Raw genomic sequence first — 26685 nt, 5'->3', positions numbered from 1 at the left:
CCGGTTGACAGACTGCTCCTTCCGGCTGAAAATTGAGTTATGTCACAGTCGATCGCAGCCAATCCTGACCGGCTCCTGCCCGCGGATCCGGGGACGCGCAGCATTGCGCGCTCCCTTCTGGAGCGCGTCCAGGACCTGCCCATCATCTCTCCGCACGGCCACGTTGACGCCGCCGTCATCGAGCAGAACACCCCGTTCCCCGATCCGGCCGCGCTCCTGGTCAGCCCGGACCACTACGTCACCAGGCTGATCCACGCCAGCGGAGTCCCCATGGACAAGCTGCTCTCGGGAGGTGCCAACGCGTCCGAATCGCGGGAGATCTGGCGGACGTTCGTCCAGGCGTGGCCCCTCTTCGAAGGCACGGCGTCTGGGTACTGGCTGCGCACGCAGTTCGACAGCGTGTTCAAGCTCGGCGCGGACCTTGGCGAGATGTCCGCAGATGCCAGCTATGACGCCATTGCCGCCAAGCTCGTGGAGCCCGATTTCCGTCCCCGCCAGCTCTTCAAGGACTTCAACATCGAGGTCCTGGCCACCACGGACGATCCCCTGGACAGTCTCGCCAGCCACAAGGCGATCGCCGAGGACCCTTCCTTCAACGGCCGCGTGCTGCCGACCTTCCGTCCGGATGCCTACCTGAACATCGCGCACCCGGCATGGAGTGCCAACGTCGAGCGGCTTGTCGATTCCGCCGCCGACGGCGCTAGCGGCTACACCGGCTACATCAAAGCCCTGGAAAACCGCCGTCGTTATTTCGTGGACCACGGCGCGGTCTCCGCGGACCACGGCGTCCTCACCCCGGCAACGCTCAAGCTTGAGCGGAGCGAAGCCGAGCGGATCTTCGAGCTTGCGCGCGCAGGCAAGGCCACGGCCGAGGACCGCAATACCTTCGAAGCCCACATGATGTACCAGATGGCAAGGATGTCCGTCGAAGACGGCCTGGTCATGACCATCCACCCGGGTTCCTTCCGCAACCACCACCAGCCCACCTTCGACGCCTACGGCGCGGACACCGGCCACGACATACCATTCGCCACCAACTACACCGAAGCCATCCGCCCCCTGCTCCAGGACTTCGGCACGGCAAAGGACTTCCACTTGGTGCTGTTCACCTTGGACGAGACCGTGTTCTCGCGCGAACTGGCTCCGCTGGCAGGGTTCTACCCCTCCGTGTACCTCGGCGCTCCGTGGTGGTTCCTCGATGCACCGGACGCCATGCTCCGCTTCCGCTCCGCTGTCACCGAGACCACCGGCTTCTCGCGGTCCTCGGGCTTCATCGACGACACCCGCGCGTTCTGCTCCATCCCGGCCCGGCACGACGCCTCCCGCCGGATCGAAGCATCCTTCCTCGCCCGCCTCGTCGCCGAGCATCGGGTCAGCGAAGACCGCGCCCACGAAATCATCGTCGACGTCGTCGACTCCTCGCCCCGGAGGGTCTTCAAGCTGTGAGCAACGAACCCGGGCAAAGCGCGGATCTTCCCCGCTTGAGCCGTGTCATCAGGCCCATCGACAGAGCCCCGGTGCGCATTGTGCACATGGGACTGGGGGCCTTCCACCGCTCCCATCAGGCGTGGTACACCCAGCATGCAGGTGACGCATCGGAATGGGGCATCGCCTCCTTCACGGGCCGCCGCCCGGATGCCGCAGAGGTCCTGGCCGCCCAGGACGGCTTGTACACCGTGGTGGAGCGTTCGGACGCCGGTGATTCCTTCGAAGTCATCGGCAGCATTGTCGAGGCTGTCGATGGTGCCGACGTCGAGCGTTTTGTCGAGCTTGTCGCCGCGCCGCTGACGTCGCTCATCACGCTTACCATCACCGAAGCCGCCTACCGGCTCGGGGCCGACGGCAAGCTGGACAGCCAAGCGCCCGACGTCGTCGCGGACCTCGCCGTGCTCGCTGACCGTTCTGCTTCCGGCAAGCCGACGACGCCGCTGGGCCGCCTGGTGGTGGGCCTCGCCGCGCGCCGCGACGCCGACGCCGGCCCACTCGCCGTCGTCTGCTGCGACAATCTCTCCAACAACGGGACCGTCGCCAGAAGCGCCGTGATGGGGATGGCCAAGGCGTTCGACGCCGGGCTCGCCGCCTGGATCGACGCCAACGTCAGTTTTGTCAGCACTTCCGTTGACCGCATCACCCCGCGCACCACGGACGCCGACATCGACGCCGTCGCTTCCGCCTGCGGATACCGCGACGAATCACCCGTGGTCGCCGAGCCCTTCCGCAACTGGGTCCTCAGCGGGGACTTCCCCGCCGGACGCCCGCACTGGGAAGACGCTGGTGCCCTCTTCGTGGACGAGATCGAGCCGTACGAGAACCGCAAATTGTGGCTCCTCAACGGCGCCCACTCGCTCCTGGCCTATGCCGGCCAGTTGCGCGGCCACAAGACCGTGGCCGAAGCCCTCGCTGACGATTTCTGCCGTCGGGCCGTCGAGGACTTCTGGGACGAGGCCGCCTCCAGTCTGCACGGTGGGGACTTGCGCATCCCTGAGTATCGCGCGGCCCTCCTGGAACGCTTCGGGAATTCCCGGATCGCCCACCACCTGGCCCAGATAGCCATGGATGGCAGCACCAAGCTGCGCATGCGAGCACTGCCTGTGCTCCGCGCCGAGCGCGCCGCAGGCCGCAGCGGTCGAGCGGCTGCGCGTATGATCGCGGCCTGGTCTGCCTACACTGCCACGGCAACCAGCCTCCAGGACCCGCAGGCGGCGGAAATCGCCGCCGCGAACCTCCTTACGGGCCGTGCACGGCTCGAGGCCCTGCTCCGCCTCGTGGATCCGGACTTGGTTTCCGACGCGGCGATCGTGGACCTCGTTGAGGGCTTGGCCGAGTCCTTCGCGGCTGCCGGCAACCTCAGCTAATCCGCCAGGTACTTTCGACGGCGCCCGTTGCCTTCCACGTGAAGGCGACGGGCGCCGTCGTCGTCGGTCCGGATATGTGAGCGAGCGTTGGCCGGACAAACGCCATATGTGAGCGAGCGTTTGGAAGGACCGACGCTCGCTCAGATATGTGGCACTTCCCCCGAACGCTCGCTCAGGTATTGGGCACTTCCGCCGAACGCTCGCTCACTTCTTCTGAGCGATCGTTGAAACTTCCCTGATGTTGAAAAGTTCTATGGAAACATTTGGCAACCGCTTGCCGATTGGTTGCCATGGTGATTAGAATTACATCAAGCTTCAACTATTTCAGGCCTGGTTCGGCCGAAGCCTTTCGATCATCGCAAGCCGGAACGTGGGGTACCGGCAAGGGTAAAGGAGCCCGCAATGAATAAGCTCAGCAAACTCAGCATCCTAGGCTATGGGGCTGGCGACGCCGCCAACAACCTTGCCTTCACTACTGCCACCATGTTCCTGCTCGTCTACTACACCGACGTCGCGGGCATATCCGCTGCGGCCGCCGGGACCCTGTTGCTTACGGTCAGGATCTTCGACGCTTTCGCCGACGTCTTCGCCGGACGATTGGTTGATCGCGCATACAGCAAGCGCTTCGGAAAATTCCGGCCATTCATCATGTTCGGCTCCATCCCGTTGCTGCTCCTGAGCGTCGCAGCCTTCTCCATTCCGCAGATCGGCGAAACGGGGATGTTGCTCTACGCCTACCTGACCTACGCGGCCCTGGGCCTGGCCTACTCGCTGGTGAACATCCCATACGGTTCGCTGGCCGGCGCGATGACCCAAGAGCCGGGGCAGCGGGCCAAGCTGGGCTCCGCCCGCATGGTTGGCGCACTTTTGGTCAGTTCCGCGTTGGGCATCTTCGTAGCTCCACTGATCAAGCCAGGCGCCAACCTGCAGTCCATTTTCACTATCATCACCCTGGTCTTCGTCGTGATCGGCGCAGCGCTGTACTTCTTCACGTTCCTGACCGCCAAGGAGCGGGTCCACCGTGCAGTACCCAAGGTTTCCTTCAAGCAGAGCATGGCGACGCTCAAGACAAACCGTCCCCTGCTCATGCTGTGTCTTAGCTCCTTCCTCTTCCTGACCGGCTATATGGCGCTGTCTTCGGTGCAGCTGTACTACTTGCGCGACGTCCTCGGCCGGCTGGATCTCTACGCGGTCCTCTCCGTCGTCCAACTGGTGGTGACGTTTGCCCTTGCTCCGCTCATGCCAAGGCTGGTCCGAAACTTCGGCAAGAAGACCATCTACGTGGCTGCCGGTTTCCTCGCCATCATCGGTGGCGCAATCGTCTTCTTCGCTCCGGCCACCATGGTCTGGGTTGGATTCTCGGGTCTGCTCTTGAGCATGCTTGGCGTCATGGCCGTCAACATCGTGGTGTGGGCCTTGGAAGCAGACACCGTGGAATACGGCGAATGGAAAACCGGTGTCCGGACTGAAGGCATCACCTATGCCTTGTTCTCCTTCACCCGCAAGACCGGCCAAGCCGTCGGCGGAGCTCTTGCTGCCTACGCGCTCGCGGCAGGGGGCTACAAGTCCGGAACTACGCACAGTGCCGAATCGCTGCAGGCCATCCAGTTTGCCGCAGGTGCACTGCCCGCCATCATGACCGTCCTCGCAATCGTCGTCATGGCCAAGTACAAGCTGACCGACGCGTTCCATGCCCAGATCCTGGGCGAGATCAAGGCCCGTCGCGCCTTGGAAGGCTCCGGCGCGGGGCCATTTAGCGCGGAGGGCGCCGCCGCGACCCTCGCGGCGGTTTCCGACTCGGAAACCGCCGCGGAAACTGCTGGACCGGGAAAAATCTCCACGAAATAGCATTGCAACCGGTTGCCAATATTTGTCATCCATCCTAAGATCGTCTTTACCCGCCCTGTGGTGCACGTCGCATCCGGGCCAGGCCAGCCCTCGATCAGCAACCCTGAAAGGACCAGCTGTGAAAATCATTGCCGCTGAAGTCTTCGTGACCAGCCCCACCCGGAACTTCGTGACCCTGCGGATCACCACCGAGGACGGCGTGACCGGCATCGGCGACGCGACCCTGAACGGCCGTGAACTCGCCGTGGCCGCATACCTGAAGGAACACGTCGCGCAGCTTCTGATCGGCAAGGACCCGCACCGCATCGAGGACACCTGGCAGTTCCTTTACCGCTCCTCGTACTGGCGCCGCGGCCCGGTCACCATGGCCGCCATCGCCGCCGTCGACATGGCCTTGTGGGACATCAAGGGCAAGGTGGCCGGACTGCCGGTCTACCAGCTCCTGGGCGGCGCCTCCCGCAACGGGCTGCGCGCGTACGGCCACGCCTCGGGCGCGGACATCCCGTCCTTGTTCGACTCGGTCCGGGAGCACCTGGAACTGGGTTACAAGTCGATCCGCATCCAGACCGCCATCCCGGGCATCAAGGCCGTCTACGGCGTGGCCGCCCAGGCGCAGGCCTCGGGTGAGCGCTACGACTACGAGCCCGCCGGCCGCGGTGCGTTCCCGCAGGAAGAGGACTGGGACACCCGCGCCTACCTGCGCCATCTGCCAACCGTGTTCGAAGCGGTGCGCAACGAATTCGGCCCGGAAATCCCGCTGCTGCACGACGGCCACCACCGCATGACCCCCATCCAGGCAGCCAAGCTCGGCAAGGCCCTGGAACCGTACGACCTGTTCTGGCTCGAGGATTGCACTCCGGCCGAAAACCAGGAGGGGCTGCGACTGGTCCGCCAGCACACCACCACGCCGCTGGCGATCGGTGAAATCTTCAACACGGTCTATGACTTCCAGACGCTCATCAAGGAACAGCTGATCGACTATGTCCGGGCCGCGTCCACGCACTTCGGCGGGATCTCGCCGCTGAAGAAGGTCATGGACTTCGCCGCCCAGTACCAGATCAAGTCCGGCTTCCACGGCCCCACCGACATTTCCCCTGTCGGTTTCGCCGCGCAGCTGCACGTGGGCCTGGCCATCCACAACTACGGCATCCAGGAGTACATGCAGCACTCGGACAAGACCAATACGGTCTTCGAGCAGTCCATGACCTTCACCGACGGCTACCTGCACCCGGGCGACAAGCCGGGCCTCGGCGTCGAATTCAACGAGGAAGCCGCCAACTCCTTCCCGTACCAGCAGGCCTATCTGCCGTACAACCGCCTCGTGGACGGCACCGTCCATGACTGGTAGGAACGTGGCCGCGGCCGGCGACCTCAGCGGAGCTGCAGAACAGCCGCGGCGCATTGTGGTGATGGGCGTCTCCGGTTGCGGCAAGACCACCATCGGAGACCTCGTGGCCCGGGCGCTGGGAGTTCCGTTCCTCGACGGCGATTCGCTCCACCCCGTCGAAAACGTCGCCAAAATGGCCGCGGGCACGCCCCTGACTGATGAGGACCGCTGGCCTTGGCTGGCGACGGTCGGCACCGAACTCGCCAACGCCGGCGACGGCGGGCTGGTTCTCGCCTGTTCCGCCCTCCGGCGCAGCTACCGGGATGCCATCCGTGAGAAAGCCCCGGACACCATCTTCCTGCACCTGCACGGCAGCAAAGAGGTGCTCAGGGAACGGACAGAAGGGCGTTCCGGCCACTTCATGCCGCCGGCCCTCCTTGATTCGCAGCTCGCCACCCTGGAACCGCTCGACGCCGACGAGGCCGGGTTCGTCGTGGACATCGCCGTCCCGGTAAGCGAGGTGGTCGCGGAAGCGCTGGCCGGGATTGCCGCCGTCGCAGGCTCCAAAGCTCCGGCGGCCGACAGCGCCGGTACCGCGGGCACCCCGGCGCGGCAGTTCGACGTCGACCTCCAGTCGGCGCCGTTCAACCTCGACGACGAGGCTGTTGCGTGGGTGGATTCCACCATCCGCGGCATGAGCCTCGAGGAAAAAATCGGGCAGCTCTTCATCAACCACAACAACGATTACTCCCCGGAGTACCTCGACGGTGTGCTGGAGAACTATCACGTCGGCGGGATGCGGTACAGGCCGGGTCCGTCCGCCGCTGTCCAGCAACACATCCGTTATGCCCAGTCCAGGACGCGCATCCCGCTTCTGGTGGCCTCCAACCCGGAAATGGGCGGAGCGGGAAGCTGCGACGACGGAACTTTCGTGTCGACGCACCTACAGGCCGGTTCCCACCCTGACAAGTCCATCGCCAGGAAAATGGGCCAGGTGGCCGGTGTGGAAACCGCGGCTTTGGGCTGCAACTGGGCCTTCGCGCCGATCGTGGACATCCACTACAACTGGCGCAACACAGTCATCTCCACCCGGGCGTTCGGCAACACACCGGAAATCGTGGTGGAGCGCGCCAAGGAGTATTTCGACGGCATCAGCGAATCGCCCACTGCCTGCGCTATCAAGCATTTCCCGGGCGACGGCGTGGACGAACGCGACCAGCACGTGGTCACTTCGTACAACACGATCGGGTACGCGGAATGGAATTCCAGCTACGGGCACGTGTACCGGGAAATGATCGGCCATGGGGTTCAGTCGATCATGGTCGGACACATCGGGGCGCCTGAGCTCACGCGGCATTTCCGTCCCGGGACGCAAGACAAAGACATCCTGCCCGCCACCCTCGCTCCGGAGCTTCTCCAGGACTTGCTCCGTGGCGAGCTCGGCTTCAACGGGCTGATCCTCACTGACGCATCGCAAATGGTCGGCCTCACTCAGGCCAAGAAACGCAAGGATCTCGTTCCAGCCACCATCGCCGCTGGCTGCGACATGTTCCTGTTCTTCCGCAACCCGGCGGAGGACTTCCAGTACATGATGGACGGCTACAAGTCCGGCGTGATCACCGATCAGCGCCTGCACGACGCGCTGCGCCGGATTCTGGGGTTGAAGGCCAGCCTGGGGCTGCATAAGAAACTCCCGGAAGAATTGACGCCGTCGCCGGAAGTGCTGCGGCTGATCGGCAGCGAGGCGCACCTCGCCGTCGCTGCCGAAATCGCCGACAAGACCGTCACCTTGATCAAGGACACTGCCGGCAACCTGCCCATCACACCGGAAACGCATAAGCGTATTCGCCTGTACGGCATCTCCGGCGGTTCCGATTTCACCCGGGCGGATCCGTTGGCCTATCTGGATACGGTCAAAGAAGAACTTGAAACCGCCGGTTTCGAGGTCCACCTCTTCAAGACGGCGGAGCAACGCGAAGCTGCGGGGGAGTCGGGCGTGAACTTCATGAGCGTCATCTCCGACGAAGCCACCGGCGATTATGCGGAAAAGTACGATGCCGCGTTCGTCTTTGCCAATGTCAAGGGGTTTGCCCAGGAGGCTGCGATCCGCATCAAGTGGTCCAGTCCCATGGCGGCGGAAATCCCTTGGTACGTCACGGAAGTACCCACGGTGTTCGTCTCGCTGAACCAGCCAAACCACTTGATCGATGTGCCGATGGTCAAGACGGCCATCAACGCCCACGCAGGGACCCGCGAGGCCATTCGGGCAACCATCCAGAAAATCCAGGGCAAGTCCGACTTCCAAGGGACGTTCAACGAGAATGTGTTCTGCGACTCGTTCGACACCCGGCTCTAGGTTCTTTTTCCTTGAATTCTAGGGGTTAGGAAGGACTCCTTGCTGACTGATTAGCGTCAGTCCGCAGGGAGTCCGGTCGGCACAGGCACCGAGGCATCCACCGGGGCACGTTCACGTCCGTGACCGGCCTGATGCGCAAGGTCGGCGTGTTCATCACCTGCTGGAACGACCGTTCCCACCCCTTGACGTGGACCAAATGGTGCTTCACAAAGACTCTCACACGTACGTCACGGCGCGGCCGAAGTCGCCAGAGGTACCTTCTGCGAACTAGATTCCCCTTGGGGTGAAGGTTTCTTTCTCAACATGGCGGGGCGCTCCACCAAGTAATACGTCAAGGCAGACAGCGGCAAAACGATTCCGAGGACAAGGATGGTGTTGAAGGGAAGTGCCAGCACGGTTCCTCCAACTGTTAGTTTGTGTGTCATGAGCCAAAAAATGACCGGGAGATGCCACAGGTAGATGCTGTAACTGATAGTCCCCGTGAACCTAATCGGACGCCATTCAAACAATAGCGCGAGTCTATTTGCCCCTCCGTCTCGTGATGATGGGAGGACAACGGCAAGAAGGACAAGAGCCGAGGCGACTCCAGCCATATTCGACAAGTAGGGCATTGTGCCTGACATACCGGCCCATATGGCAGCTACAGCTGCGGCAAGGAGGACCACCTTTACCCAAGCCGCAACACGCTGAACACCACGCTCATCCAGGGCGACAACAACCAGTGCCGCTGCGATTCCATAGCCAAACAGGTCAGCTTGTCCCAGGAAACTCCTCAGTAAAACTGCAGTACCAGTCTGCCCAAAGGCAAAATCAACGCGTTGGGTGTAGTCAAGGTGATCGGCCGCCGCATGGCCCCAGGAAGTCACTCCCAATCCGATAACGACCAGGGCAACCGGGGCAATCGCTAGAGCCACTGCCTTGCTGGTTCCCAGCCGCACGAGCCGGGCCGAAAGTAGCGCCATCAACGGCACCGCTACGTAAAAAGTGATCTCGGCCGTCAACGACCAAGCGACGGGAAGGCCGCTCATGACGAACTGCGGAATAAACATATGTACTAGCAACGCATTGGCAAGGAACTTTATGGGCTCGGTCAGGCGTCCGATATTGTCCGGGCCAAACCCGTGTGTGCTGCCTTTGATGTAGACAGACCCCATAACGAGGGCGGTCGCTCCCAATATGACAAGGTAAGCGGGGTAGATCCGCAGTAATCTGTTGGCTGCATAACGCCGAATTGAAGGGAGCTCTTTGCCTCGCATGATCGACGTGACGAACGGCCTGAACAGCAGGAACCCTGACAGGACAAAGAAAAGTGGAAGCCCTTGGCCGAGAAGAGGCAGAAAAACCTGGCCGACTGGTCCCAAATGAACTTCGTCCGAGGCCATGAGGCCGACGTGATATGCCAGCACTGATAGAGCCGCTGCCGCGCGCAGTCCTTCGATGCCGGCTAGCCGGCGTCCCCAGGAGGGGAGAGGCTCGACGATTTTTTTCACGGTGGCTCCTTCAGGAGGGACGATCGATGTTGATGAAGCAGTGAAAACGACGCGTCAAGGCCGCAGGTCGTTGCAATGGACCTGCACCTTCCATGCCCCCGGCGCCGTTCCGATTGGATATTCGGTCATCCCAGGATCAGCGATACAAGCGACTCTGGCAGTTGCAACGCCGGTTGCCCAGAGCGGTCCCTCCTGACGGAATGCCGATGACGGAAAGAAATACAAGCACTGCAGAACAAGGAAGGCGGCTAAAACACCCGTGGTGGCCTTTGGAGAAGTCTTTTCCCATAAGACTGCCAACAATGGAACCAGGGCAAGTAGGAACATCGATGGGACAGTGCTATATCTCCCCAAAAGGAAGGCGCCCCATTGGGTCACACCAAACTCTGAGTAATCAAACGTGTCCGAAAAGTTGAATACTGCCGCTGCAGTCCACACACCCACCGAAGCCGCTACGAACGAAAGTGCTGCCACGCGAATACGCATGGAGCCCTTCAACAGAAGATACAAAAAAGCAAGAAAAAATGGTAATGCGGCCAAGACTACAGGCAACACTCCGAAGTTCAGGATATTGCGGGAAATTTGTCTTGATGTGCCGAAGATTACTGCCGAACTGCTGTTGAGGAACCATCCTTCGGCTACCGAAGCAACGTTGACTGGCGCGAAAGGAGCAGAACGCGGATAGGACAGAGTGGTAATGATCTGGCATGTGATGCCCACCAGCAAGCCGAGGCGAGCCGGTAAAAGTGCCTTGTCCTTGAACCGGTAGAGGAAGAGCGGAACGAACATCACCGTCAGAATCTCGGTGAGAGATGCCAATGCTGCCACGACGAAAAGTAGGAAACCCTCATATTTCGATTGCGTGGGCTTGATAAGCAGCCAGGGTACCAACCACAGCAGATACCAATGAATGTTGGCAAAGTTACCCTGAGTCTCCAGCGCGCCGGGAGCAACAAAAATAGTGATTGATGCCCACGCCAGTCGGATCAGAACATTTGTGGTGAGGGCCCTCGAACAATGAAACACCATCAGGGCTATGAGGGTAATCAGGAGACAACTCAACGAGGAAACGGCTATGGCAAAGTCGTCGATTGAAAAGAACCTGACCACAAACTTCGTCATAGCCCGCGGAACTACATGCAGATAGCCCTGGTACGGAGCAAACACATCCAGCAATCCACGGCGGCTCAGCGCGTCTTGGAGAAAGACTGCGCCGTCCTCCGCCCAGATGGTCCCTTGAGCTGTAGGGCTGAGGCGACCGAATGCGACCAGGGTGCCTGCGAGCACCGCCCCGAATGTAGAAGGAATTATCCACCCGATTTTCATCGGAACTACATTGATTTTCATCGGAACTACATTTCTGTCGCTGCTTTTCATAGTCCCTCTTCGACCACCGACGCGGAGCGCACGTGGAGTATCTATTGGTAGCACTCCTGATTAGGGGCCCTGCAGTGCCTGCACCGCATGCATATTACCTCACCCCGATAGTGCCTACGAAAATACGCCGCCCGTCATGGGCTGCGCTCGAACTGGGCCTGCATCGGCTAGCCGGCGGGTATATCGCGTACGTTCAACGAGAACCTGTTCTGCGATTCGTTCCACATCCGGCTTTAGCCTGGTTCGTCCTGCGGCGGCTAATTCCCGGCGGCACGGGGAGTGGCCGTCGCATGCCCGGTGCTCGGCATGGGGGATTGGAGTTCGAATCTCCCGGCCTCCATATTGTCGATGCCTCGCAGTAGTATTCGGGCATGCCTGACCAGCCCGAATATCCCGCGCCGTTGAATTCAGTCGGCGCCCCGCCCCCGCGGCAAACGGAACCGCTGTCAACCGTTTCAAGGGTGCCTGTTATCGCCAAGCTCGTTTGGCCGAAGTACCTTCAATATGTTCCGGCCATGGTCACGCGGACGTCGGAGGGCAAGGTCTTGGTGCAGTGGTGGCCGAACCCCTTCGGATCGGCTACCAGATTGACCTGGCTAAAGGATACGGACGTGAGGGCCGAGCTGCGCTATGAACGTTGAGCGCTGAGAGCGTTGAGTCAGGCGGCCGGGTTCGCGACGTCCACCAACTTGGTGTTGTCGTCCACGAGTTCCACGGGCCTCATCATCCATGCCGACGCCAAGCCATACGCCTCGCCCAGCACGGCGTCCAACAGGGCCTGGCCCCTGGTTTCCTTGGGGTCGATCCAATCGTCGATCATGTCTGGAGAAATCGGAACCGGGATCCGGTCATGCAAGTTGTGCAGTCTTTCGTGAACGCCTTCCGGAGGGGAATCCATGGTCAGGATCGAGCAGGACAAACGCCAGGCGCCGGGCGCGGACTTGTCCTCGATGCTCTCGTCGCGCCATGGCGCAAACAATCCGGCGAAGGTAATCAACTCATCCTGAGGTTCGACGATGTAGCGCTGCTTGGGATCCTTTCGGCCAGGCCCCGATTTCTTCCACTCGTAGTACGCAGAGGCGGGGACAACCGCCCGCCACTTCGGCAGGGAAGCCCTGAATACCGGGGTTGACCCAGCCGTTTCCGAGCGTGCATTCCAAGTGGGTACCTTCGAATCGAAGGACTTGGAGAATGTCGGAACCAAGCCCCAGCGCCCGGCCGCGAGCTCGCGTCCGACCGAATCGTCCCCGGCCCGTCCCCGCAGAAAGACCACGGGGTCTGTCGGGTTGATCTGGAGCGTTGGCGAGGGGTAGTCGGTATCACCGCGCAGCACGGCACCGAGCTTCCTCGAGAGATAGTCTGCTTCGAAACCGACACTGAACCGACCGCACATATCGACATTCTCGCGTAGCGCTTGGGACAACGCCAGCCGTAGAAGCCCATACTGGAGCAATACGGAAGCCGCACCCTGACAACACGGACATTGGAGGGCCCCATGAGCAACCCGCGTGGCGAGGACACGCCGCTGGCCAAGGCGAGCCCCGCCCGCTTGGCCGGTCCGGTGCTGGCCGGGGTGCTCCCGCACCAGCCTGTCACGGTGGTTGAGAAGGCCGCCGAAGTAGCGCTCAGCGCCGGATTGGAACTGGTCCTGGCTTTCGCTGATGTCACGAGCTTCCCTGCCGCCGGGGACCGGGATGGGCATCTGGCGGCCCAACCGATCGATCCCGACGGAATCGACGACGACGCCGCGGCCATCTCGGAGTCGCTCCAATCCCGCATCGCGGATCAACTCGACGGAACGGGCGTGCGGTGGACCTTCGTGACGCTCGCCGGCGAGCCTGCCCGGTCACTGGGCCGTTATGCGGCGAGTATCAATGCATCCATGATTGTCGTGGGAACCAAGGAACACGGCCTCGGCCCGAAGTTTGAAGGACTGGTCACCGGATCGGTAGCCTTGCACCTGGCGCATCGCCAGAACTGCCCCGTGCTCATGGTTCCCTTGGGCCGTCACGACCCAAGCAGGGATCAATGAAGGAAAGCAGCACCGCCCCGCCGGGAGCCAAAGCCCAGACGGCACCACCGGACCGGCACCCGCACCGCCCGCTCCATCTGCACGGGCGGTTCGTTCTGCTTGTCGCGGCGGGCGGAATCCTGGGGGCTTTGAGCCGCTACGGGTTCGGCATGGCCCTTCCGGCACCAAACGCGTGGCCGCTGCCCACCTTGCTTATCAATCTGTCCGGTGCGCTCGCGCTTGGCTGGCTCCTCGAAGCGCTCGCCCGGAGCGGGCCCGACGCCGGTCTCCGCCGGATTGCCCGGTTGGGCATCGGAAGTGGTTTCCTTGGGGCCTACACCACGTACAGCACCTTGGCCCTTGACTCGGTGCATCTCTTCGGAGCAGGACGCGGGATGGACGCCATCTGGTATCTGGTAGCCAGCCTGTTAGGCGGTGTCGCGGCCACAACCCTCGGTATTTGGCTTGGGGCGCTCCAGCACAAGTCCGCCCGAGAGAGGCAGAAGGCCCAGCCATGACCCTCCTTCTGATAGCGCTCGCGGGTGGCGCAGGGGCGGCTGCCCGGTTCGTGGTGGATGGGGTGGTCCGTTCCTGGGCCCGGACTGCTCTGCCGCTCGGCACGATCTTCATCAACCTCTCCGGTTCGCTGCTCATGGGGATCCTGGCAGGGCTCGTGATGTCACATCAGGCTCCCGAATCACTTCAGCTGATTCTCGGCACCGGATTCCTCGGCGGATACACGACCTTCAGTACGGCAAGTTTGGAGACCGTCCGGCTTGTCCAGGCCGGCCGCACCGGCCTGGCCCTCCTCAACGGAGTAGGCACTATGGCGGCATGCGTCGGAGCCGCGGCAGCCGGCGTCGGGCTCGTTTTTTTGCTCTGAAGCTCCTGCCCGCACCAAGTGCCAAAGGTAGGATCGGGCGCATGGCAAAGAAGACATTCAACGAGCTCCTGTCCGCCCAGGTTGGAAACGAGTTTGCTGCGTCCCAACAGTACATCGCGGTGGCGGTCTACTTTGATGGCCAGGATCTACCGCAGCTGGCGGCACACTTCTACCGCCAGGCACTGGAAGAGCGCAACCACGCCATGATGATGGTCCAGTACATGTTGGACCGTAACCAGCCGGTCCAGATTCCGGGAGTTCCGGCCGTCCGCAACGACTTTGCCAACGTGCAGGAGCCGATTGCCTTGGCGTTGGCCCAGGAAAAGGAAGTCACCCGCAACATCGAGGAGCTCTTCCGGGCAGCGAGGGATCAGAATGATCCCCTCGGCGAGCAATTCATGTTGTGGTTCCTGAAGGAGCAGGTCGAAGAAGTTGCCTCGATGACTACTTTGTTGAATATCGCAGAGCGCGCGGACAACCTCTTCGACATCGAGAACTATGTCGCCCGGGAGCAAGTCGGCGACGGCGGCAACGACATCGGTGCGCCGCCCACCGCCGGAGGGGCGATCTAGGGCGTCCTTCGTCTTCTGACTGAAGTCACCGCCCCCGATCGCCTACCGGACACCCCCCTGTGGCGTGCTACTGCCGATAGCGGCCTGAATCTTCCGAACGATTGACCCAAGAAGGCCCGACGCGAGAAGTCCGGAACCGAGCGGGCCCGCGGAGTCCTCACCCACCGGCGGCAGCTGCCGAAGCGCCGCCCTCACTTCAGCACTCATGTTCGCGAGTTGCCAGGAGATCTCGTCGGAGATGGCCGTGGGCTGATCCGGAGTGGCCAGCCCGGCCGCTTTCGCGGCGTAGGCGGCTGCGCCGAGAGCGTGCGCGCCCATGTGAGCGACGCCGGAGGCTTGTCCAGCGGCCCGGGCGGCCGCCACGGCCGCGGGAGAGCTCACCGAGTGCGCGGCCCGAGCAACACGGAAGCGTCGGCGAATCTCACCGGCGGCGTCGAGTTCACCGTGAGCAAACGCCCGAGCGCGGGCGATGGCATCACGTGGTCGGCCGTCTGTGGGGGCCTCCGTCTCGAAGAAGACCAGGACTCGCTCAGCACAGTCCGCCGCCCATGCCGCGACGATGCGGCGATCGGCCTCGCTCAGTGACTGAGGGGAAGACATGCCAAAATTTTCACACACCGCCCCCACGTGCTCCGGATCTTTCATGAGCCGCATCTCCGACGTAGCCGGTAGGGGCCGACGTAGCCAGGCTAAGGCTGCGGGTTGTTCGCGCCCAAGTTGTCCTTCGAGCCGCGGATCCTGGATAGCACGCGATACTTCCAGAACGCGATACCAGCGAAAATGACGGCAACAAAGGTCCCACCGACGATGCCAATCACTTGTTTCGGAGTATCGACAGGGTACATCCCCGACAGCGTCATTGCGATGCGACCGAGGATATCGACGAGCAACAGAAGTACCGCGGCAAGCACGGTGCCCCGAGTGAACCACAACAGGAGTGTTCCACCAGCGACGTAGCACAAGCCGAGGCCAACCCCCATGACCGTGGTGAGCGCGTCTGCTGCTGTGACCAACCCCACGAAGTCATGCGCGAAGCCCGTGACGACCTCGGCAAAGCCGAAGATGATCATCAGCACGGCAACGACGAAGACGAGCGTCTGCTTCCGTACGGTCGTTCTCAGGTTCAAACCTGCCATATCTCTACCTCGCGTAGACCATTACTGAAGCGTAGGGCCGTTTGCCAAGGCCGTGCCTTCAGCTGCCCCCGGCCTCCACTTCTTCAAAAGGCACCGAGGACTCCACCCGGCCCAGGAGCGACAGCCGGCTCGCGATTCCGGCCAGGTCAACGGGCTGGGCGCTTCTTTGCTGGGAGCCAGTCCGGTGCGCCGGATCCTGGGCAAGATCCCAGTCCAGGGGGCCGTGGCCCACCAGGAACAGCGTGATGTCCTGGTCGTAGAGGACATCCACCACATTGCTGAACCGTTGCCAGGCCGGTGCAGAACCGGCGGTCGACCCGATCGTCGGCGACGGCACGCCGTCGATCACCCAGGTTCCGTAGTCCTCCGCCAAAGCCAAGTAGTCCGCCGTCGACATGAGGCGGCCGCACAATTCCGCGAAACTGACCCAGAGCATGTCGTCGGCCGCCTTGACGGTGAGTCGTTGCGTCGTGGGCGTGAGGATCCGCTCTTGTGCCTTCGATGGCGGGAACAAACCGAAGGCTCCGAGTTGCGCAGGCGTTCCGGGCGTAATGATCTTGCCCCTGCTGAATGCCTTCAGTCCACTGGAGCCGCTGGGTGTCGCAGCGGAACCGGGAACCTGCGAACGCCGGAAATCTGTGTCTCCGTCGATCTCCATGATGTCCATCATCTCCTTGATCACCCCGATGGTCGGCACGAAGTGATCGTGCCACAGAGGGTTCGGCAACAATTTATCCGGTGGATAGTTCGACGTCACCTCGATGCAGTTGGCGGAAGAAATCATGGAAATGGATGCGCCTTTTACGCCCCGGCAACTGGCGGTAAAAGCTGTCCATGAGCCAGCTTTTGCCGCGCCCCACCGGACCGTGAAGGTAGACGCTGCGCGGGGTCCGCCATCGTAGGAGTCCCGGGCGGCGGAGTCCCGCGCGCCGGAGTCCCTCGCGCCCGACAGTGACGGCCTCGCCGAGCTGGCAGAGCCGGGCAGCGGCCGCGGCCTGGGCCGGCTCCAGGACGAAACCTGAAGCGTCGGCGTCGGCGATGATCTCCGCCATGAGAGCTGACGCATCGAGGCGTCGCCCGGCAGAGGCAGGGAACACTAGAGCCAGTTCTTCCGCTTGAAGATGACATACATGACAAAGCCCGCGGCAACCATCATGCCGAGCGCCATGGGATAGCCGAACGTCCAATGGAGCTCGGGCATGATGTCGAAGTTCATGCCGTAGAGCCCGGTAACGAATGCCGGTGCAAAGAAGATCGCGGCCCACGAGGAGATCTTCTTGGTTTGTTCGTTTTGTGCCGCACTCGCCTCGTTTTGCCGGTTCGCGGTCAGGGTCCCGTCGAGGGTCAGGGCGTTTTGAAGCAGGTCCCGGAAACCATTGGCGCGGGATATGACTTGTTCGACGTGGTCCTCCACATCGCGGAGTTTGCGCTGCAGTTCGATGTCGACACCGTATTTCTCGAACCCGCGCTTCAGGGAGGCCATCATGTCCGGGAGGGGGTTGATTGCGCGCTGGAACTGGATGACCTCGCGGGCAAGTTCATAGATGCGCCGCGAAACCAGGGGGTCCCCGCCGAAGAGCTGGTCCTCGATCTCGTCGATGTCGTTTTCCAGCCCCGAGATCACGGGGCCGTAGTCGTCCACCACTCGGTCCAACAATGCGTAAAGGACGGCTTCGGGACCATGGCGCAGAAGCTCCGGTTGTTGTTCCAGATCGCGACGGACCCTGGCCACCCCGGGTGTTTCAGCGTGCCGGACCGTGACCACGAAGTTCCTCCCCGTGAAGATATGCAGTTCACCGAACTCCACGGTCTCCGTAGCGTCCACGTATCGCGCAGGCCGCAGGACGGTGAAGAGGTTGTTGTCGTACCGCTCCAGCTTGGGCCGCTGGTGGGCATTGACGGCGTCCTCTACGGCGAGCAAGTGGAGGCCGAACTCGGCGGCCACTGCCGCCATTTCCGTCTCGTCCGGCCGGTACAGTCCAATCCACACCATCCCGCCGTGGGCGGCCAGTGTTTCGACGCTTTGCTCAAGGCTTTCCGGAGTCGCGGTCCGGATACCGTTCACATAGACGGCATTGTCAATGATGGTCACGAGGTTATTCTCCTCCCTTACGGCAAAGCCCCGATGATTGACCCGGCGACAGTCATGGCCACGATGTCATGGCCGGAGTCGATGAGGGTCACGGCAGACGGTCTGCCCGCGAAGCCGTTGTGGATCACGTGGGCGCCAACGCGGAAGACGACCGCAATGACCAGCGCAAAAAATCCGCCGGCCAGGCTTCCATGCACACCGAGCCTGCCGATAAGGACGGCCAACAGGATGCTCGTGAGTGCTGCGGCCACCATCATGGGGATCCAGATTCCTGGGCCGCCGTCGATCTTCTTGAGGTCTTCCTCGGTCTTGCCGATGGCCTGCATCCACCGTCTGCCGAGGACCGCCGGCATGTACCAGACAAATCCGATGACCATGCTGGAAACGAACGCCAGGAGTATGGCCAGCCAATTGAGGTGCTGAAGAGAAGAGAGCCAATCCATTCTGGAATCCTAGTCGGCTTCCCTGACTGGCGAATCGGTGGAAACCTGCGCTTTGACCCGTTTCGTGGCGCCGGCCGCCCCGGCCGCGTCCACGAGCCTGCCGATGAGCGGCTCTGTCCGGTAGGGGATATGGGTGTGCAGGGCAAGGACCGTTTCTGTGCGGATGACGCCTTTGGTTCTGAGGATGGAGCGAAGCGCGGTTTGCAGGTTGTGCGTGTCGGTGGCCACCACCCGGCATAGGAGATCGCCCCTCCCGGAGATTTCATGCACCTCAAGGACCTGGGGGATGCGGCGCAAGGCTCCGATCACGCCGTCGAGTTCCCGGTGGGTCACCTCCAACGTCACGAAGCCGACGACGTCGTACCCCACCTTTTCGAGGTCGACCTCGCGGCCGCCGTCGTTCAGTACGCCCGAGCGGACCAGACGCCGCATCCTCGATTGGGCGGTGTTGCGTGCGATCCCCAAGGACTCGCTGAGTTCGCCGACCTGAACCCTGGGATCACGGATCAACTCGAGCAGGATCTTCAGGTCCGTCGGATCGAGGGTGTTCAAATCATCACTCCAGCTCATTTTTGGTCATCCTTGGACGTCAATTTTGACTGTCCTGATCAATTCTTCCACGGAGATCTGATCTATATGGCAGATCTACGACATCCTGTTGCCATCAATATCTTGGGCCGTACAGTCCCGGCCCACAAGGCCAGGTTTCGCGACGGCCGCTGAGGCGAAGGCACGGAAATGACTGTCTTTAGCGAACTGCGCATGCGACCGGCCACCGCCGGGCGCTGGGGCTGGGATGCTTCCACCACGGCACGGCTGGTCCTGGCCGGCGCCGTCACGTTCACACTGCTTGTCGGTGCCAACTTGGCGAGCCCGCTGTATCCGTTGCTTCAGGCGGAGCTGGGAATTACGTCACTGGGCGTGGCGATTGCCTTTGCGAGCTACGTCCTGACGCTGGTGGCCGTGTTGATGCTCGCCGGCCACTGGTCGGACCATATCGGCCGGCGTGCGGCGCTGGTGCTGGCTGTCCTAGTGGGCTTCGTGGGCGGGCTGGTTTTCGCCAACGCTGACAACCTCTTGATGCTCTCTGCCGGCCGCATGCTCCAAGGCGTTGCCGTAGGCCTCGCAACCGGAGCGAGCTCGGCGGCTTTGCGCGAATTGCTTCCGTCCCGGCCTGAGTGGGCTTCCCGCTTCACGTTGCTGTCTTCCTCCGGAGGGGTGGCCGCGGGTCCCGCAATCGGCGGATTGCTTTCGCTGCTCCCGGGTGCCACCTCGACGCCGTTCTTCATCCACGCGGCCGTCCTGCTCCTATTGCTTGTCCCGCTTTGGCTTCTCAAGGCACGCCCGGCGATTCGGCCTGCCGAAGGCCCGCGTCCCTACACCGTGCTCGCCCCGCGACGGCCGTCCGTGTCGCGGGAAGCCAGGGGAGCGTTTTGGCTGGCCTCAAGCGTGGGATTCCTCAGTTTTGCTGTGTTCGGATTCTGCCTTTCGCTCGCGCCCGGCTATTTCGCCGTCGTCGTGCACGCAGATTCGCGCCCCATGACCGGACTGCTCGCCGGACTGACGCTCGGCGCGTCCGCGCTCAGCCAATTGCTGACAGTCCGCGGACGGTTCGCCGTGCCCATGGGACTGGCGGTCCTGGGAGTTTCCATTGTCCTGGTCGGCGCGGCGGCATCCCTGTCCAGTCCGGTGCTGCTGGTGGCAGCGAGCCTGTCCGCGGGGGTGGGGCAGGGGATCGCCTTCCGGCTGGTGTTCAACGATGTTGCAAGCAAGGTGGAAGCGTCCCGGCATGCCCAGATCATCAGCACCGTCTACGTGATCACCTACCTTGGCAGTGCTGTGCCGGTCATCGGGCTGGGCCTGGCCGCCTCGGTCATTGGGCTGGGCGCCGCTGCCAGCTATTTCACTGTGGTGTGCGGGCTTGCGGCGACGGTCTTGGCTGCCTTGTCCCTTCGTAGGGTGCTCCGGAACGGCTGACGGGCGGTTTATCCCCCAGGTCCAGTTCGCAAAGATTGATTTGCAAAGAAATGCTTGCAAAGGTTTCTTTGCAAGAGTAGCGTTTCCGGCATGGACAAGGTTCAAGAGCAGGAATTCCCCGTCCGCAAGGTCGATACGGCATCCCTGAAAGCGCTCGCGCACCCCCTGCGCGTTCAAATCCTCGAGATGCTGTCCCGTTATGGGCCACAGACCGCCTGCAGCCTGGCCGAACTCCTCGATGAATCCAGTGGTGCTACCAGCTACCACTTGCGGCAACTCGCCAAGTTCGACTTCGTCCACGAAGTCCAAGGCAAGGGGACTGCGCGGGAGCGGTGGTGGGAGCGGCCCAGGGGCGCTATCCAGATCACTTCGCCCGAGTTGGCACATTCGCCGGCAACGCAGGAGGCATCGCGGCTGGTCACCCGCGAGTTCGAACGCAGCAGGCAGGCCGTCCTCGCCGACTTCATGGCGCACGGCATGGACTCCCTGAGCGAAGACTGGCTCGACGCTGCCATCGTCAACACTGCCAACGCCCGGATGTCAGCCGAGCAGCTCGGCCGCTACGCGCGGTCCATGGAAACCTTCGCCCGAAAGCTTCTGGAGGAAATCAGGAGCGAACCCGAGGCGGACGATGCCCGCCCTGTGCAGATCCATTTCAACGCATTCCCGATCCTGGGCGTCCCGGCGTGGGCCGGAGACAAGAAATCCCGCGACGCGAAGTCGCACGCAGCAGCCACCGAAGGGAAAGAGTCATGAGCACTGCCACCGCATCATGCGGCACCTACCGCCGGCCCTCCATGCTGGAATCGGCAGCAGCCGGAATCGGAGCCGGCCTGGTTTCCTGGGCCGAGCGCAGGCGCTACATTCCTCCGGTCGACCTGGCCGCGCAGCGAGCGGCGTCCAGGCGGCGGCAGGAACTCGGTGATCTTCGCCGGGACGCCATGGGGGCTTCTCACTCGGGCCTCGAGCCACGTCACTGAGCTGGGTCTAACCCGACCGCTATTCCGGCAGTGGCCCGTGATTGCCTTGGATGTGGGCAAAGACCAAAGTGGTCTCGGTGTGGCCCACCACTGGGTCAGTGGCGAGGTTGTCCAGGACCCAGTCGCGAAGGTCGTCGGTGTTGGCAACTGCGATATGCAGCAGATAGTCCACGGAGCCCGATGTATGGAAGGTGGAGATCACTGCAGGGAGGGCGGGAACCCGGGCCGTGAAGCGGTCAATCTGGTCGCGGTCATGGGCGCGTAGGCGCACGGCGATCAAGGCCTGGACCGATCGGCCGATTGCCGGGAGGCTGAGGACAGCCTCGAAGCCCTCGATAATGCCGCGTTCGGAAAGCGACCGCGTGCGCATGAGCGCCGTCGACGGAGCGATTCCGACCAGTTCGGCCAGTTGCTTGTTGGAGATCCGGGCGTCGTCAACCAAAGCCGCGAGGATGCGTTCGTCGATCGCATCCAAGGGCTCGCTGATGCCGACGGGCCGAACGTTCTTCGGGGTGGTGCTCACGGATCCTCCTGAAAGTGCTGTCTATTCATCATAGATGCCATTTTCCGCTCAATCCATTCATTTGCGCTGTCAATCTCCGAATTATTGCCAGATACTAACCGAATTCAACGGTGAATAATTCAAGGAGAGCAGTGACAGCCATCGATACACTCGCAGTCCACGCGGGCCGGACAGGACTCACGGAACAGGGCGTGCACGCAGTCCCGATCGACCTATCAACCACGGCGCCTTTGCCTTCTGTCCACGACGGCGGCCTCGCCTACGAGCAGATGGCTACGGGCGGCGTGCCCCTCGAGGGCCAGAGCACGGTGTACCAGCGTCTTTGGAATCCTACGGTAGCCAGGTTCGAAGACGGCGTAGCGGCGCTCGAAGGTGCAGCGCAATCTGTCGGTTTTGCCTCGGGCATGGCTGCCTTCAGCGCAGTGCTGCTGGCCGCCCAATCGGAAGGCAAGACGCACGTGGTTGCGGTGCGGCCTCTCTACGGCGGCACGGACCACGTCCTGGCCAGCGGCCTGCTTGGCAACCAGGTCACCTTCGTCAAGGCCGACGGTGTGCAGGATGCCCTTCGTCCGGACACGGGACTGGTGGTGGTGGAAACGCCCGCGAACCCGAGCCTGGATCTGGTGGACCTTAACCGACTGGTGGCCGACGCCGGAGATGTTCCGGTTCTCGTGGACAACACTATTGCCACCCCGATCCTCCAGCAACCGCTCAGGCACGGCGTCGCGATGGTGCTTCACAGCGCCACGAAATTCCTGGGCGGCCACGGCGACGCCATGGGTGGCGTGGTGGCAACAAGTGCAGAGTGGGCCACTCGCCTGCGCCGGGTTCGTGCCGTGACCGGCGGCATCCTGACTCCGTGGCCCGCCTACCTGTTGCACCGGGGCCTGGCGACCCTTCCCATTCGGGTGCGGGCCCAGCAGGATCACGCCCACAAGATCGCTGCAGCGCTCGCCGGCCACGAGCTCGTCGCCAAGGTGTACTACCCGGGGCTTCCCGAGTGCGATCCGCTGCACTTGGTGGGTACGCAGATGAGCGGTCCGGGTTCGTTGATCTCTTTCGACCTTGAATCGGCCGAGCATGCGGAGCGCATTCCGGGCTCCGTCCGCCTCATTACGCACGCAGTGTCGCTGGGTGGTACCGACACGCTGATCCAACACCCCGCCGGGTTGACCCACCGCCCTGTGGCTCCGGAGGCCAAGCCCCAGGCGCGCATGCTTAGGCTTTCCATCGGCCTGGAAGATCCCGCCGACATCATCGACGACCTGGTCCAGGCCATCGAGTCCACCCGTTAGCCCTATTCCGGACCTTGAGTCTTGGTTACCTAAGGCAATCGGCTGGTTACCGCAGGTCGTTCGACATACCATGAAGTTGCTGGGGTTGTCAATTTCCAAAGGTGAATCGGATGACTCAAGGAGGCACTCGGAATGAGTGAAGTCAGTCCACTAAGGAATGCAGTCCGCAAAGGAAGCGGCCTCAAGCAACTGGGTGGTACTTGGGGTGAGCTCCTTGCCGAGTTCCTCGGCACATTTGTGCTGATCGCTTTCGGCGACGGGGTTGTGGCCATGGCGGTTGCCGCCTTGCCCGGCTCGGGACGGGCCGCGACGTCGACCACGATCTTCATGGCCGCCGGCGACTGGCTGTTGATCACGTGGGGATGGGCCATAGCGGTAATGATGGCAATCTACGTCGGCGGTGGGGTCAGCGGGGCGCACATCAATCCGGCGGTGACGGTGGCTTTCGCGGTCCGGCGGAAGTTCCCGTGGAAAAAGGTAGGCCCGTACATCCTTGCCCAGATTGTTGGGGCTTTCGCCGGAGCCGCGCTGGTGTACCTGCTTTATCACGATGCCATCGACGCCTATAACAAGGCTGTCGGCACCGGGCGCGCGGATCCAAAGGGGCTGGCGACCTACTCCATTTTCGCGACCTTCCCGGCACCGTATTTCAACGGTAATCCCGTGGGTCCATTGGTCGACCAAATTGTTGGCACGGCTTTCCTCGTCTTGTTCGTCGTGGCCATCATCGACATGCGCAACACGGCCGTGCAGTCGAACCTGGGCCCGTTCATGATCGGGCTGGCCGTGGCGGCGATCGGCATGTCCGTGGGCGCGAACGCCGGATACGCCATCAACCCTGCCCGTGACTTCGGACCACGGCTGTTTGCGTGGCTCGCCGGATGGGGGCAGACGGCTCTGCCGGGCACCGTTGGCGGAGCGTTCAGCTGGTATTTCTGGATCCCGATTGTCGGCCCCCTCGTCGGTGGAGTGATCGGTGTGCTGATCTACGACTGGTTCATCGGGGACGTGCTCCATGCGCGCACCCTGTTGGCGGAACCCACGCTTCCGGGACGGGCGGGCGCAGACATCGCTCCGGCGTCCGAACCTAAACGGGCAGCCTAGGGGTAATTCAATCCGGGGGCCATCTGCCGTGCCGTGCGGCGCATACGTGGTCACGCGGAGAAGCCGACGACGGCGACTTGGCGCGCCGGGGATCGGTGCACGACGGCGGTGATCACCGCCGTCGTGCACCCCAGCGCGATGACCGTCCAAGCGAGTGCAGTCCAACCGAAAGCCTGGAAGGCGAGTCCTCCGGCCCAGCCGATAACGCTGGAACCCAGGTAGTAGGAGAGGTTGTACAACGAGGCTGCTTGTGCGCGGCCGCTCGTCGCGATGGTCCCGGTCCAGCCTGCTCCGATGCTGTGCGCGGCGAAGAAGCCGCCGGTGAAGACCACCAAGCCCGCCAGAACCGCGGCGATGTTGTCCCAGAGAGTGAGTCCAAGGCCGGCCGTCATGGTCGCTATCCCGGCGAGCATGACCGTCCGCCGGCCGAAGCGCATGGACAATCCGGCTCCCCATCGGGAGCTCACGGTTCCGGACAAATAGGCGAGGAAAATCAGGCTGACTACGGTGGCGGGCAGTCCGAAGGGCGCGGCGTGGAGACGGAATCCGAGGTAGTTGTAGACGGCTACGAATCCACCCATCAACAGGAACGCTTGAATATAGAGGGCCAGCAGCCGTGGATTGGAAGAGTGGCCTGCCAGCGTCTTCATTGCCCCGCGGAAACCTCCGGCCGAACGCGGGGTGAAGCGGCGCGGTTTCGGGACCAGTACCAGAAACAGTGCGGCCGACGCTGTCGCAAGGATGGAGACTGCGAAGGCGGCGGCTCGCCAGCCCCACAATTCGCCGACGGGGCCCGCGAGCAAGCGGCCGGCAAGACCGCCGAGGGTGGTGCCGGCCACGTAGCTTCCAGCGGCCAGCGCGGCGTGCACCTTGTTGACTTCTTCATTCAAGTACGCGATCGCGATCGCCGGGATACCGCCGAGGGCCATGCCCTCCAGCGCCCTCAAAGCGAGGACAAGCGGAAAAGTGGGAGCCAAGGGGACGAGCAGGCCCAGGACGGTGGCCGCCGCGATTCCGATGGCCATGGCACGCACGCGGCCGATCTTGTCGGCAACGAAGGACCAGGGCAGCACCGTTGCCGCGAGGCCTACCGTGGCCAAGGAAATAGTGAGCGCCGCCTCTGCCGCGGTGATGTGCAGCTCGTTCGCCATGAGTGGCAGGACGGCCTGGGTGGAGTACAGCTGCGCGAACGTGGCCACGCCGGCGAGGGCCAAACCGGCGAGGATCCTCCGGTAGGCGGTGGAGCCCTTCAGATGGCCTTCCCAATCGGACTCTGCGGGACTCTTGGATACTGCGCTTTTACTCACTTCTCCACAGTATGGCGAGCGGAAGTGATGATTCCAATGCATGATTCACTTACGATTGATAGCGAGTATGGATGGTTTTGAAAATTGTCGATCCGAGGTGGACAAGCGTGGACATCGAACACAAGCAATTGGTCCAACTACTGCCGTTGCTCCCACTGCTAGCTGAGCTTGGCCGGACAGAACATGTCACCGAGACGGCCGAACTGCTCGGAGTACCCCAATCGACGGTGAGCCGGGCGCTCGCCCGGGCAAGCGCCGTCGTCGGGACCGAACTCCTTATCCGTGAGGGCCGCGGTGTCCGCCTGACCCCTGCAGCGAAGACGCTGCTTCCCTATATCGAAGCGGCGCTCGCCGAGTTCCAAGCGGGGCTGGACGTGGTCCGCCACGAATCCGATGTTGTCCGCGGTCGAATTGCGGTGACCTTCCAGCACACTTTCGGCGAGGCCACGTTGCCACTGCTCATGAGCGCATTCCGGAGCCGGCACCCCTTCACGGCCTTCGAGCTCAGCCAAGGAGCGCGTGCCGCCTGCCTTGAATCACTCATTGCCGGTGACGCCGACTTCGCCTTGACGGCGCCCGTGGCGGCTCCGGGCAGGAACCTCGGCTCGGCGGCGCTGTACCGCGAGCCTTTGCGGCTGGTGGTGCATCACCGCCATCCGGTGGCCCGGCGGGCCAGCGTGGGGCTCACCGAGCTCAAGCATGAGCCGTTCGTTTCCATGGGACCTGGTTTCGGCCTGCGCTCGCTGACCGACGCGATCTTCCGGGATGCGGGCTTTCGCCCGAGGGTGGCTTTCGAGAGCCAGGACTCGCATACCATCCGCGGGCTTGTGTCCGCCGGATTGGGCTACAGCATCCTGCCGCCGGGAGGACTGGGGCCGGGACCACAAGGGGTCCTGGATTCCACGGACCTCGGGTGGGTGGAAGTGCCGCTCGACTCGGAGCTCGCATACCGGGAGATAGGGATTGCCTGGCGCGAACGGCGCAAGGAACCGGACCCCGTCAGGCTTTTCCGGGAACTGGTGCTTTCCGAAGGGCCGGGGCTGCTCGCAGGGCTTGTCAAGGCTCGGTCCGGAAGCGAAGCGCGAGCCGGAACCCAATAGGACCACCCG

Annotated in this window: 28 protein-coding genes; 16 read left to right on the top strand and 12 right to left on the bottom strand. The window is 62.8% G+C overall.

Annotation, left to right across the window (positions count from 1 at the left end):
• Positions 1-39: 39 nt before the first annotated feature.
• The 5 genes from uxaC to QRN52_RS05130 all read left to right on the top strand — a co-directional run bounded on the left by uxaC (position 40) and on the right by QRN52_RS05130 (position 8386).
• Positions 40-1446 (top strand): glucuronate isomerase, encoded by a 1407-nt coding sequence (uxaC, locus tag QRN52_RS05150; RefSeq protein ID WP_284751685.1) that lies wholly within the window; start codon positions 40-42, stop codon positions 1444-1446.
• A gap of 86 nt (positions 1447-1532) precedes the next feature.
• The gene (locus QRN52_RS05145) at positions 1533-2855 is read left to right on the top strand and encodes a mannitol dehydrogenase family protein (RefSeq protein WP_284751711.1); all 1323 of its coding nucleotides are present in this window, start codon (positions 1533-1535) and stop codon (positions 2853-2855) included.
• Positions 2856-3257: 402 nt separating this feature from the next.
• Positions 3258-4703 carry a glucuronide transporter gene (uidB, locus tag QRN52_RS05140; protein WP_284751684.1) on the top strand — a complete coding sequence of 482 codons (1446 nt, stop codon included), beginning with the start codon at positions 3258-3260 and terminating at the stop codon, positions 4701-4703.
• 118 nt (positions 4704-4821) lie between these two features.
• Positions 4822-6051, top strand: a complete 1230-nt coding sequence (gene manD / locus QRN52_RS05135) for a D-mannonate dehydratase ManD (protein WP_059387443.1) — start codon at positions 4822-4824, stop codon at positions 6049-6051.
• Positions 6041-8386 (top strand): gluconokinase, GntK/IdnK-type, encoded by a 2346-nt coding sequence (locus QRN52_RS05130; protein ID WP_284751683.1) that lies wholly within the window; start codon positions 6041-6043, stop codon positions 8384-8386. Before manD ends, QRN52_RS05130 begins: the two co-directional genes overlap by 11 nt.
• Before the next feature lie 227 nt (positions 8387-8613).
• Here the strand turns inward: QRN52_RS05130 and QRN52_RS05125 are convergent, their stop codons facing one another.
• On the bottom strand, positions 8614-9876 hold the full coding sequence (locus tag QRN52_RS05125) for an acyltransferase family protein (protein ID WP_284751682.1): 1263 nt from the start codon (positions 9874-9876) through the stop codon (positions 8614-8616).
• 54 nt (positions 9877-9930) lie between these two features.
• Positions 9931-11253, bottom strand: coding sequence for a hypothetical protein (locus QRN52_RS05120; RefSeq protein WP_284751681.1), 1323 nt, complete (start codon positions 11251-11253; stop codon positions 9931-9933).
• A gap of 371 nt (positions 11254-11624) precedes the next feature.
• On the opposite strand from QRN52_RS05120, the gene QRN52_RS05115 reads away from it, so the two are divergent.
• Entirely contained in the window at positions 11625-11894 is a 270-nt protein-coding gene (locus tag QRN52_RS05115) for a hypothetical protein (RefSeq protein WP_139359719.1), read from the top strand.
• A gap of 17 nt (positions 11895-11911) precedes the next feature.
• On the opposite strand, the gene QRN52_RS05110 is transcribed toward QRN52_RS05115, so the two are convergent.
• A complete protein-coding gene (locus QRN52_RS05110; protein ID WP_284751680.1) occupies positions 11912-12646 on the bottom strand; it encodes an SOS response-associated peptidase in 735 nt (244 codons plus the stop codon).
• Between the two features lie 102 nt (positions 12647-12748).
• On the opposite strand from QRN52_RS05110, the gene QRN52_RS05105 reads away from it, so the two are divergent.
• Genes QRN52_RS05105 through QRN52_RS05090 form a run of 4 tightly spaced genes read left to right on the top strand, consistent with a single transcriptional unit; the run spans position 12749 to position 14719 of the window.
• A complete protein-coding gene (locus tag QRN52_RS05105) occupies positions 12749-13285 on the top strand; it encodes a universal stress protein (protein WP_284751679.1) in 537 nt (178 codons plus the stop codon).
• On the top strand, positions 13282-13782 hold the full coding sequence (locus QRN52_RS05100; protein WP_284751678.1) for a fluoride efflux transporter FluC: 501 nt from the start codon (positions 13282-13284) through the stop codon (positions 13780-13782). The genes QRN52_RS05105 and QRN52_RS05100 overlap by 4 nt, the downstream gene beginning before the upstream one ends.
• The gene (crcB, locus tag QRN52_RS05095; RefSeq protein WP_284751677.1) at positions 13779-14147 is read left to right on the top strand and encodes a fluoride efflux transporter CrcB; all 369 of its coding nucleotides are present in this window, start codon (positions 13779-13781) and stop codon (positions 14145-14147) included. The genes QRN52_RS05100 and crcB overlap by 4 nt, the downstream gene beginning before the upstream one ends.
• A 41-nt stretch (positions 14148-14188) precedes the next feature.
• Positions 14189-14719, top strand: a complete 531-nt coding sequence (locus QRN52_RS05090) for a ferritin (RefSeq protein ID WP_284751676.1) — start codon at positions 14189-14191, stop codon at positions 14717-14719.
• A gap of 42 nt (positions 14720-14761) precedes the next feature.
• Here QRN52_RS05090 and QRN52_RS05085 read toward each other — a convergent pair whose 3' ends face one another.
• The 7 genes from QRN52_RS05085 to QRN52_RS05055 all read right to left on the bottom strand — a co-directional run bounded on the left by QRN52_RS05085 (position 14762) and on the right by QRN52_RS05055 (position 18960).
• Complete coding sequence (locus QRN52_RS05085) at positions 14762-15319, bottom strand: putative immunity protein (RefSeq protein WP_284751675.1); 558 nt, start codon at positions 15317-15319, stop codon at positions 14762-14764.
• A gap of 89 nt (positions 15320-15408) precedes the next feature.
• Positions 15409-15855 (bottom strand): hypothetical protein, encoded by a 447-nt coding sequence (locus tag QRN52_RS05080; RefSeq protein ID WP_284751674.1) that lies wholly within the window; start codon positions 15853-15855, stop codon positions 15409-15411.
• 58 nt (positions 15856-15913) lie between these two features.
• Positions 15914-16552 carry an AFG1/ZapE family ATPase gene (zapE, locus tag QRN52_RS05075; protein WP_284751673.1) on the bottom strand — a complete coding sequence of 213 codons (639 nt, stop codon included), beginning with the start codon at positions 16550-16552 and terminating at the stop codon, positions 15914-15916.
• Positions 16553-16586: 34 nt separating this feature from the next.
• Positions 16587-16952: an AFG1/ZapE family ATPase gene (gene zapE, locus QRN52_RS05070; RefSeq protein ID WP_284751672.1), complete on the bottom strand. Its 366-nt coding sequence runs from the start codon at positions 16950-16952 to the stop codon at positions 16587-16589.
• Positions 16952-17947 (bottom strand): magnesium/cobalt transporter CorA, encoded by a 996-nt coding sequence (gene corA, locus QRN52_RS05065; protein WP_284751671.1) that lies wholly within the window; start codon positions 17945-17947, stop codon positions 16952-16954. Before corA ends, zapE (QRN52_RS05070) begins: the two co-directional genes overlap by 1 nt.
• A 17-nt stretch (positions 17948-17964) precedes the next feature.
• Entirely contained in the window at positions 17965-18390 is a 426-nt protein-coding gene (locus tag QRN52_RS05060; RefSeq protein ID WP_284751670.1) for a DUF1761 domain-containing protein, read from the bottom strand.
• Between the two features lie 9 nt (positions 18391-18399).
• On the bottom strand, positions 18400-18960 hold the full coding sequence (locus QRN52_RS05055) for an Lrp/AsnC family transcriptional regulator (protein WP_284751669.1): 561 nt from the start codon (positions 18958-18960) through the stop codon (positions 18400-18402).
• 168 nt (positions 18961-19128) lie between these two features.
• Here QRN52_RS05055 and QRN52_RS05050 point away from each other — a divergent pair, with 168 nt between their 5' ends.
• The 3 genes from QRN52_RS05050 to QRN52_RS05040 all read left to right on the top strand — a co-directional run bounded on the left by QRN52_RS05050 (position 19129) and on the right by QRN52_RS05040 (position 21347).
• Positions 19129-20367 (top strand): MFS transporter, encoded by a 1239-nt coding sequence (locus tag QRN52_RS05050; protein WP_284751668.1) that lies wholly within the window; start codon positions 19129-19131, stop codon positions 20365-20367.
• A 90-nt stretch (positions 20368-20457) separates the two neighbouring features.
• Complete coding sequence (locus tag QRN52_RS05045; RefSeq protein WP_284751667.1) at positions 20458-21123, top strand: ArsR/SmtB family transcription factor; 666 nt, start codon at positions 20458-20460, stop codon at positions 21121-21123.
• Positions 21120-21347 carry a 2-nitropropane dioxygenase gene (locus tag QRN52_RS05040; protein ID WP_284751666.1) on the top strand — a complete coding sequence of 76 codons (228 nt, stop codon included), beginning with the start codon at positions 21120-21122 and terminating at the stop codon, positions 21345-21347. Before QRN52_RS05045 ends, QRN52_RS05040 begins: the two co-directional genes overlap by 4 nt.
• A 19-nt stretch (positions 21348-21366) precedes the next feature.
• Here the strand turns inward: QRN52_RS05040 and QRN52_RS05035 are convergent, their stop codons facing one another.
• Complete coding sequence (locus QRN52_RS05035) at positions 21367-21870, bottom strand: Lrp/AsnC family transcriptional regulator (RefSeq protein WP_078108298.1); 504 nt, start codon at positions 21868-21870, stop codon at positions 21367-21369.
• Between the two features lie 131 nt (positions 21871-22001).
• Here QRN52_RS05035 and QRN52_RS05030 point away from each other — a divergent pair, with 131 nt between their 5' ends.
• Together QRN52_RS05030 and QRN52_RS05025 are read left to right on the top strand one after the other, a co-directional pair.
• On the top strand, positions 22002-23165 hold the full coding sequence (locus QRN52_RS05030; protein ID WP_284751665.1) for a trans-sulfuration enzyme family protein: 1164 nt from the start codon (positions 22002-22004) through the stop codon (positions 23163-23165).
• A 132-nt stretch (positions 23166-23297) separates the two neighbouring features.
• Entirely contained in the window at positions 23298-24269 is a 972-nt protein-coding gene (locus QRN52_RS05025) for an MIP/aquaporin family protein (protein WP_284751664.1), read from the top strand.
• 50 nt (positions 24270-24319) lie between these two features.
• Here the strand turns inward: QRN52_RS05025 and QRN52_RS05020 are convergent, their stop codons facing one another.
• Positions 24320-25576: an MFS transporter gene (locus tag QRN52_RS05020; RefSeq protein ID WP_284751663.1), complete on the bottom strand. Its 1257-nt coding sequence runs from the start codon at positions 25574-25576 to the stop codon at positions 24320-24322.
• Positions 25577-25683: 107 nt separating this feature from the next.
• On the opposite strand from QRN52_RS05020, the gene QRN52_RS05015 reads away from it, so the two are divergent.
• Positions 25684-26676, top strand: a complete 993-nt coding sequence (locus QRN52_RS05015; protein ID WP_284751662.1) for a LysR substrate-binding domain-containing protein — start codon at positions 25684-25686, stop codon at positions 26674-26676.
• The last annotated feature ends 9 nt before the right edge of the window (positions 26677-26685 follow it).

It is taken from the genome of Arthrobacter sp. efr-133-R2A-120, assembly GCF_030209835.1.
GTDB lineage: Bacteria > Actinomycetota > Actinomycetes > Actinomycetales > Micrococcaceae > Arthrobacter.
The sequence above is the reverse complement of the archived record's forward strand: the minus strand, read 5'-3'. Positions and strand labels throughout refer to the sequence as shown.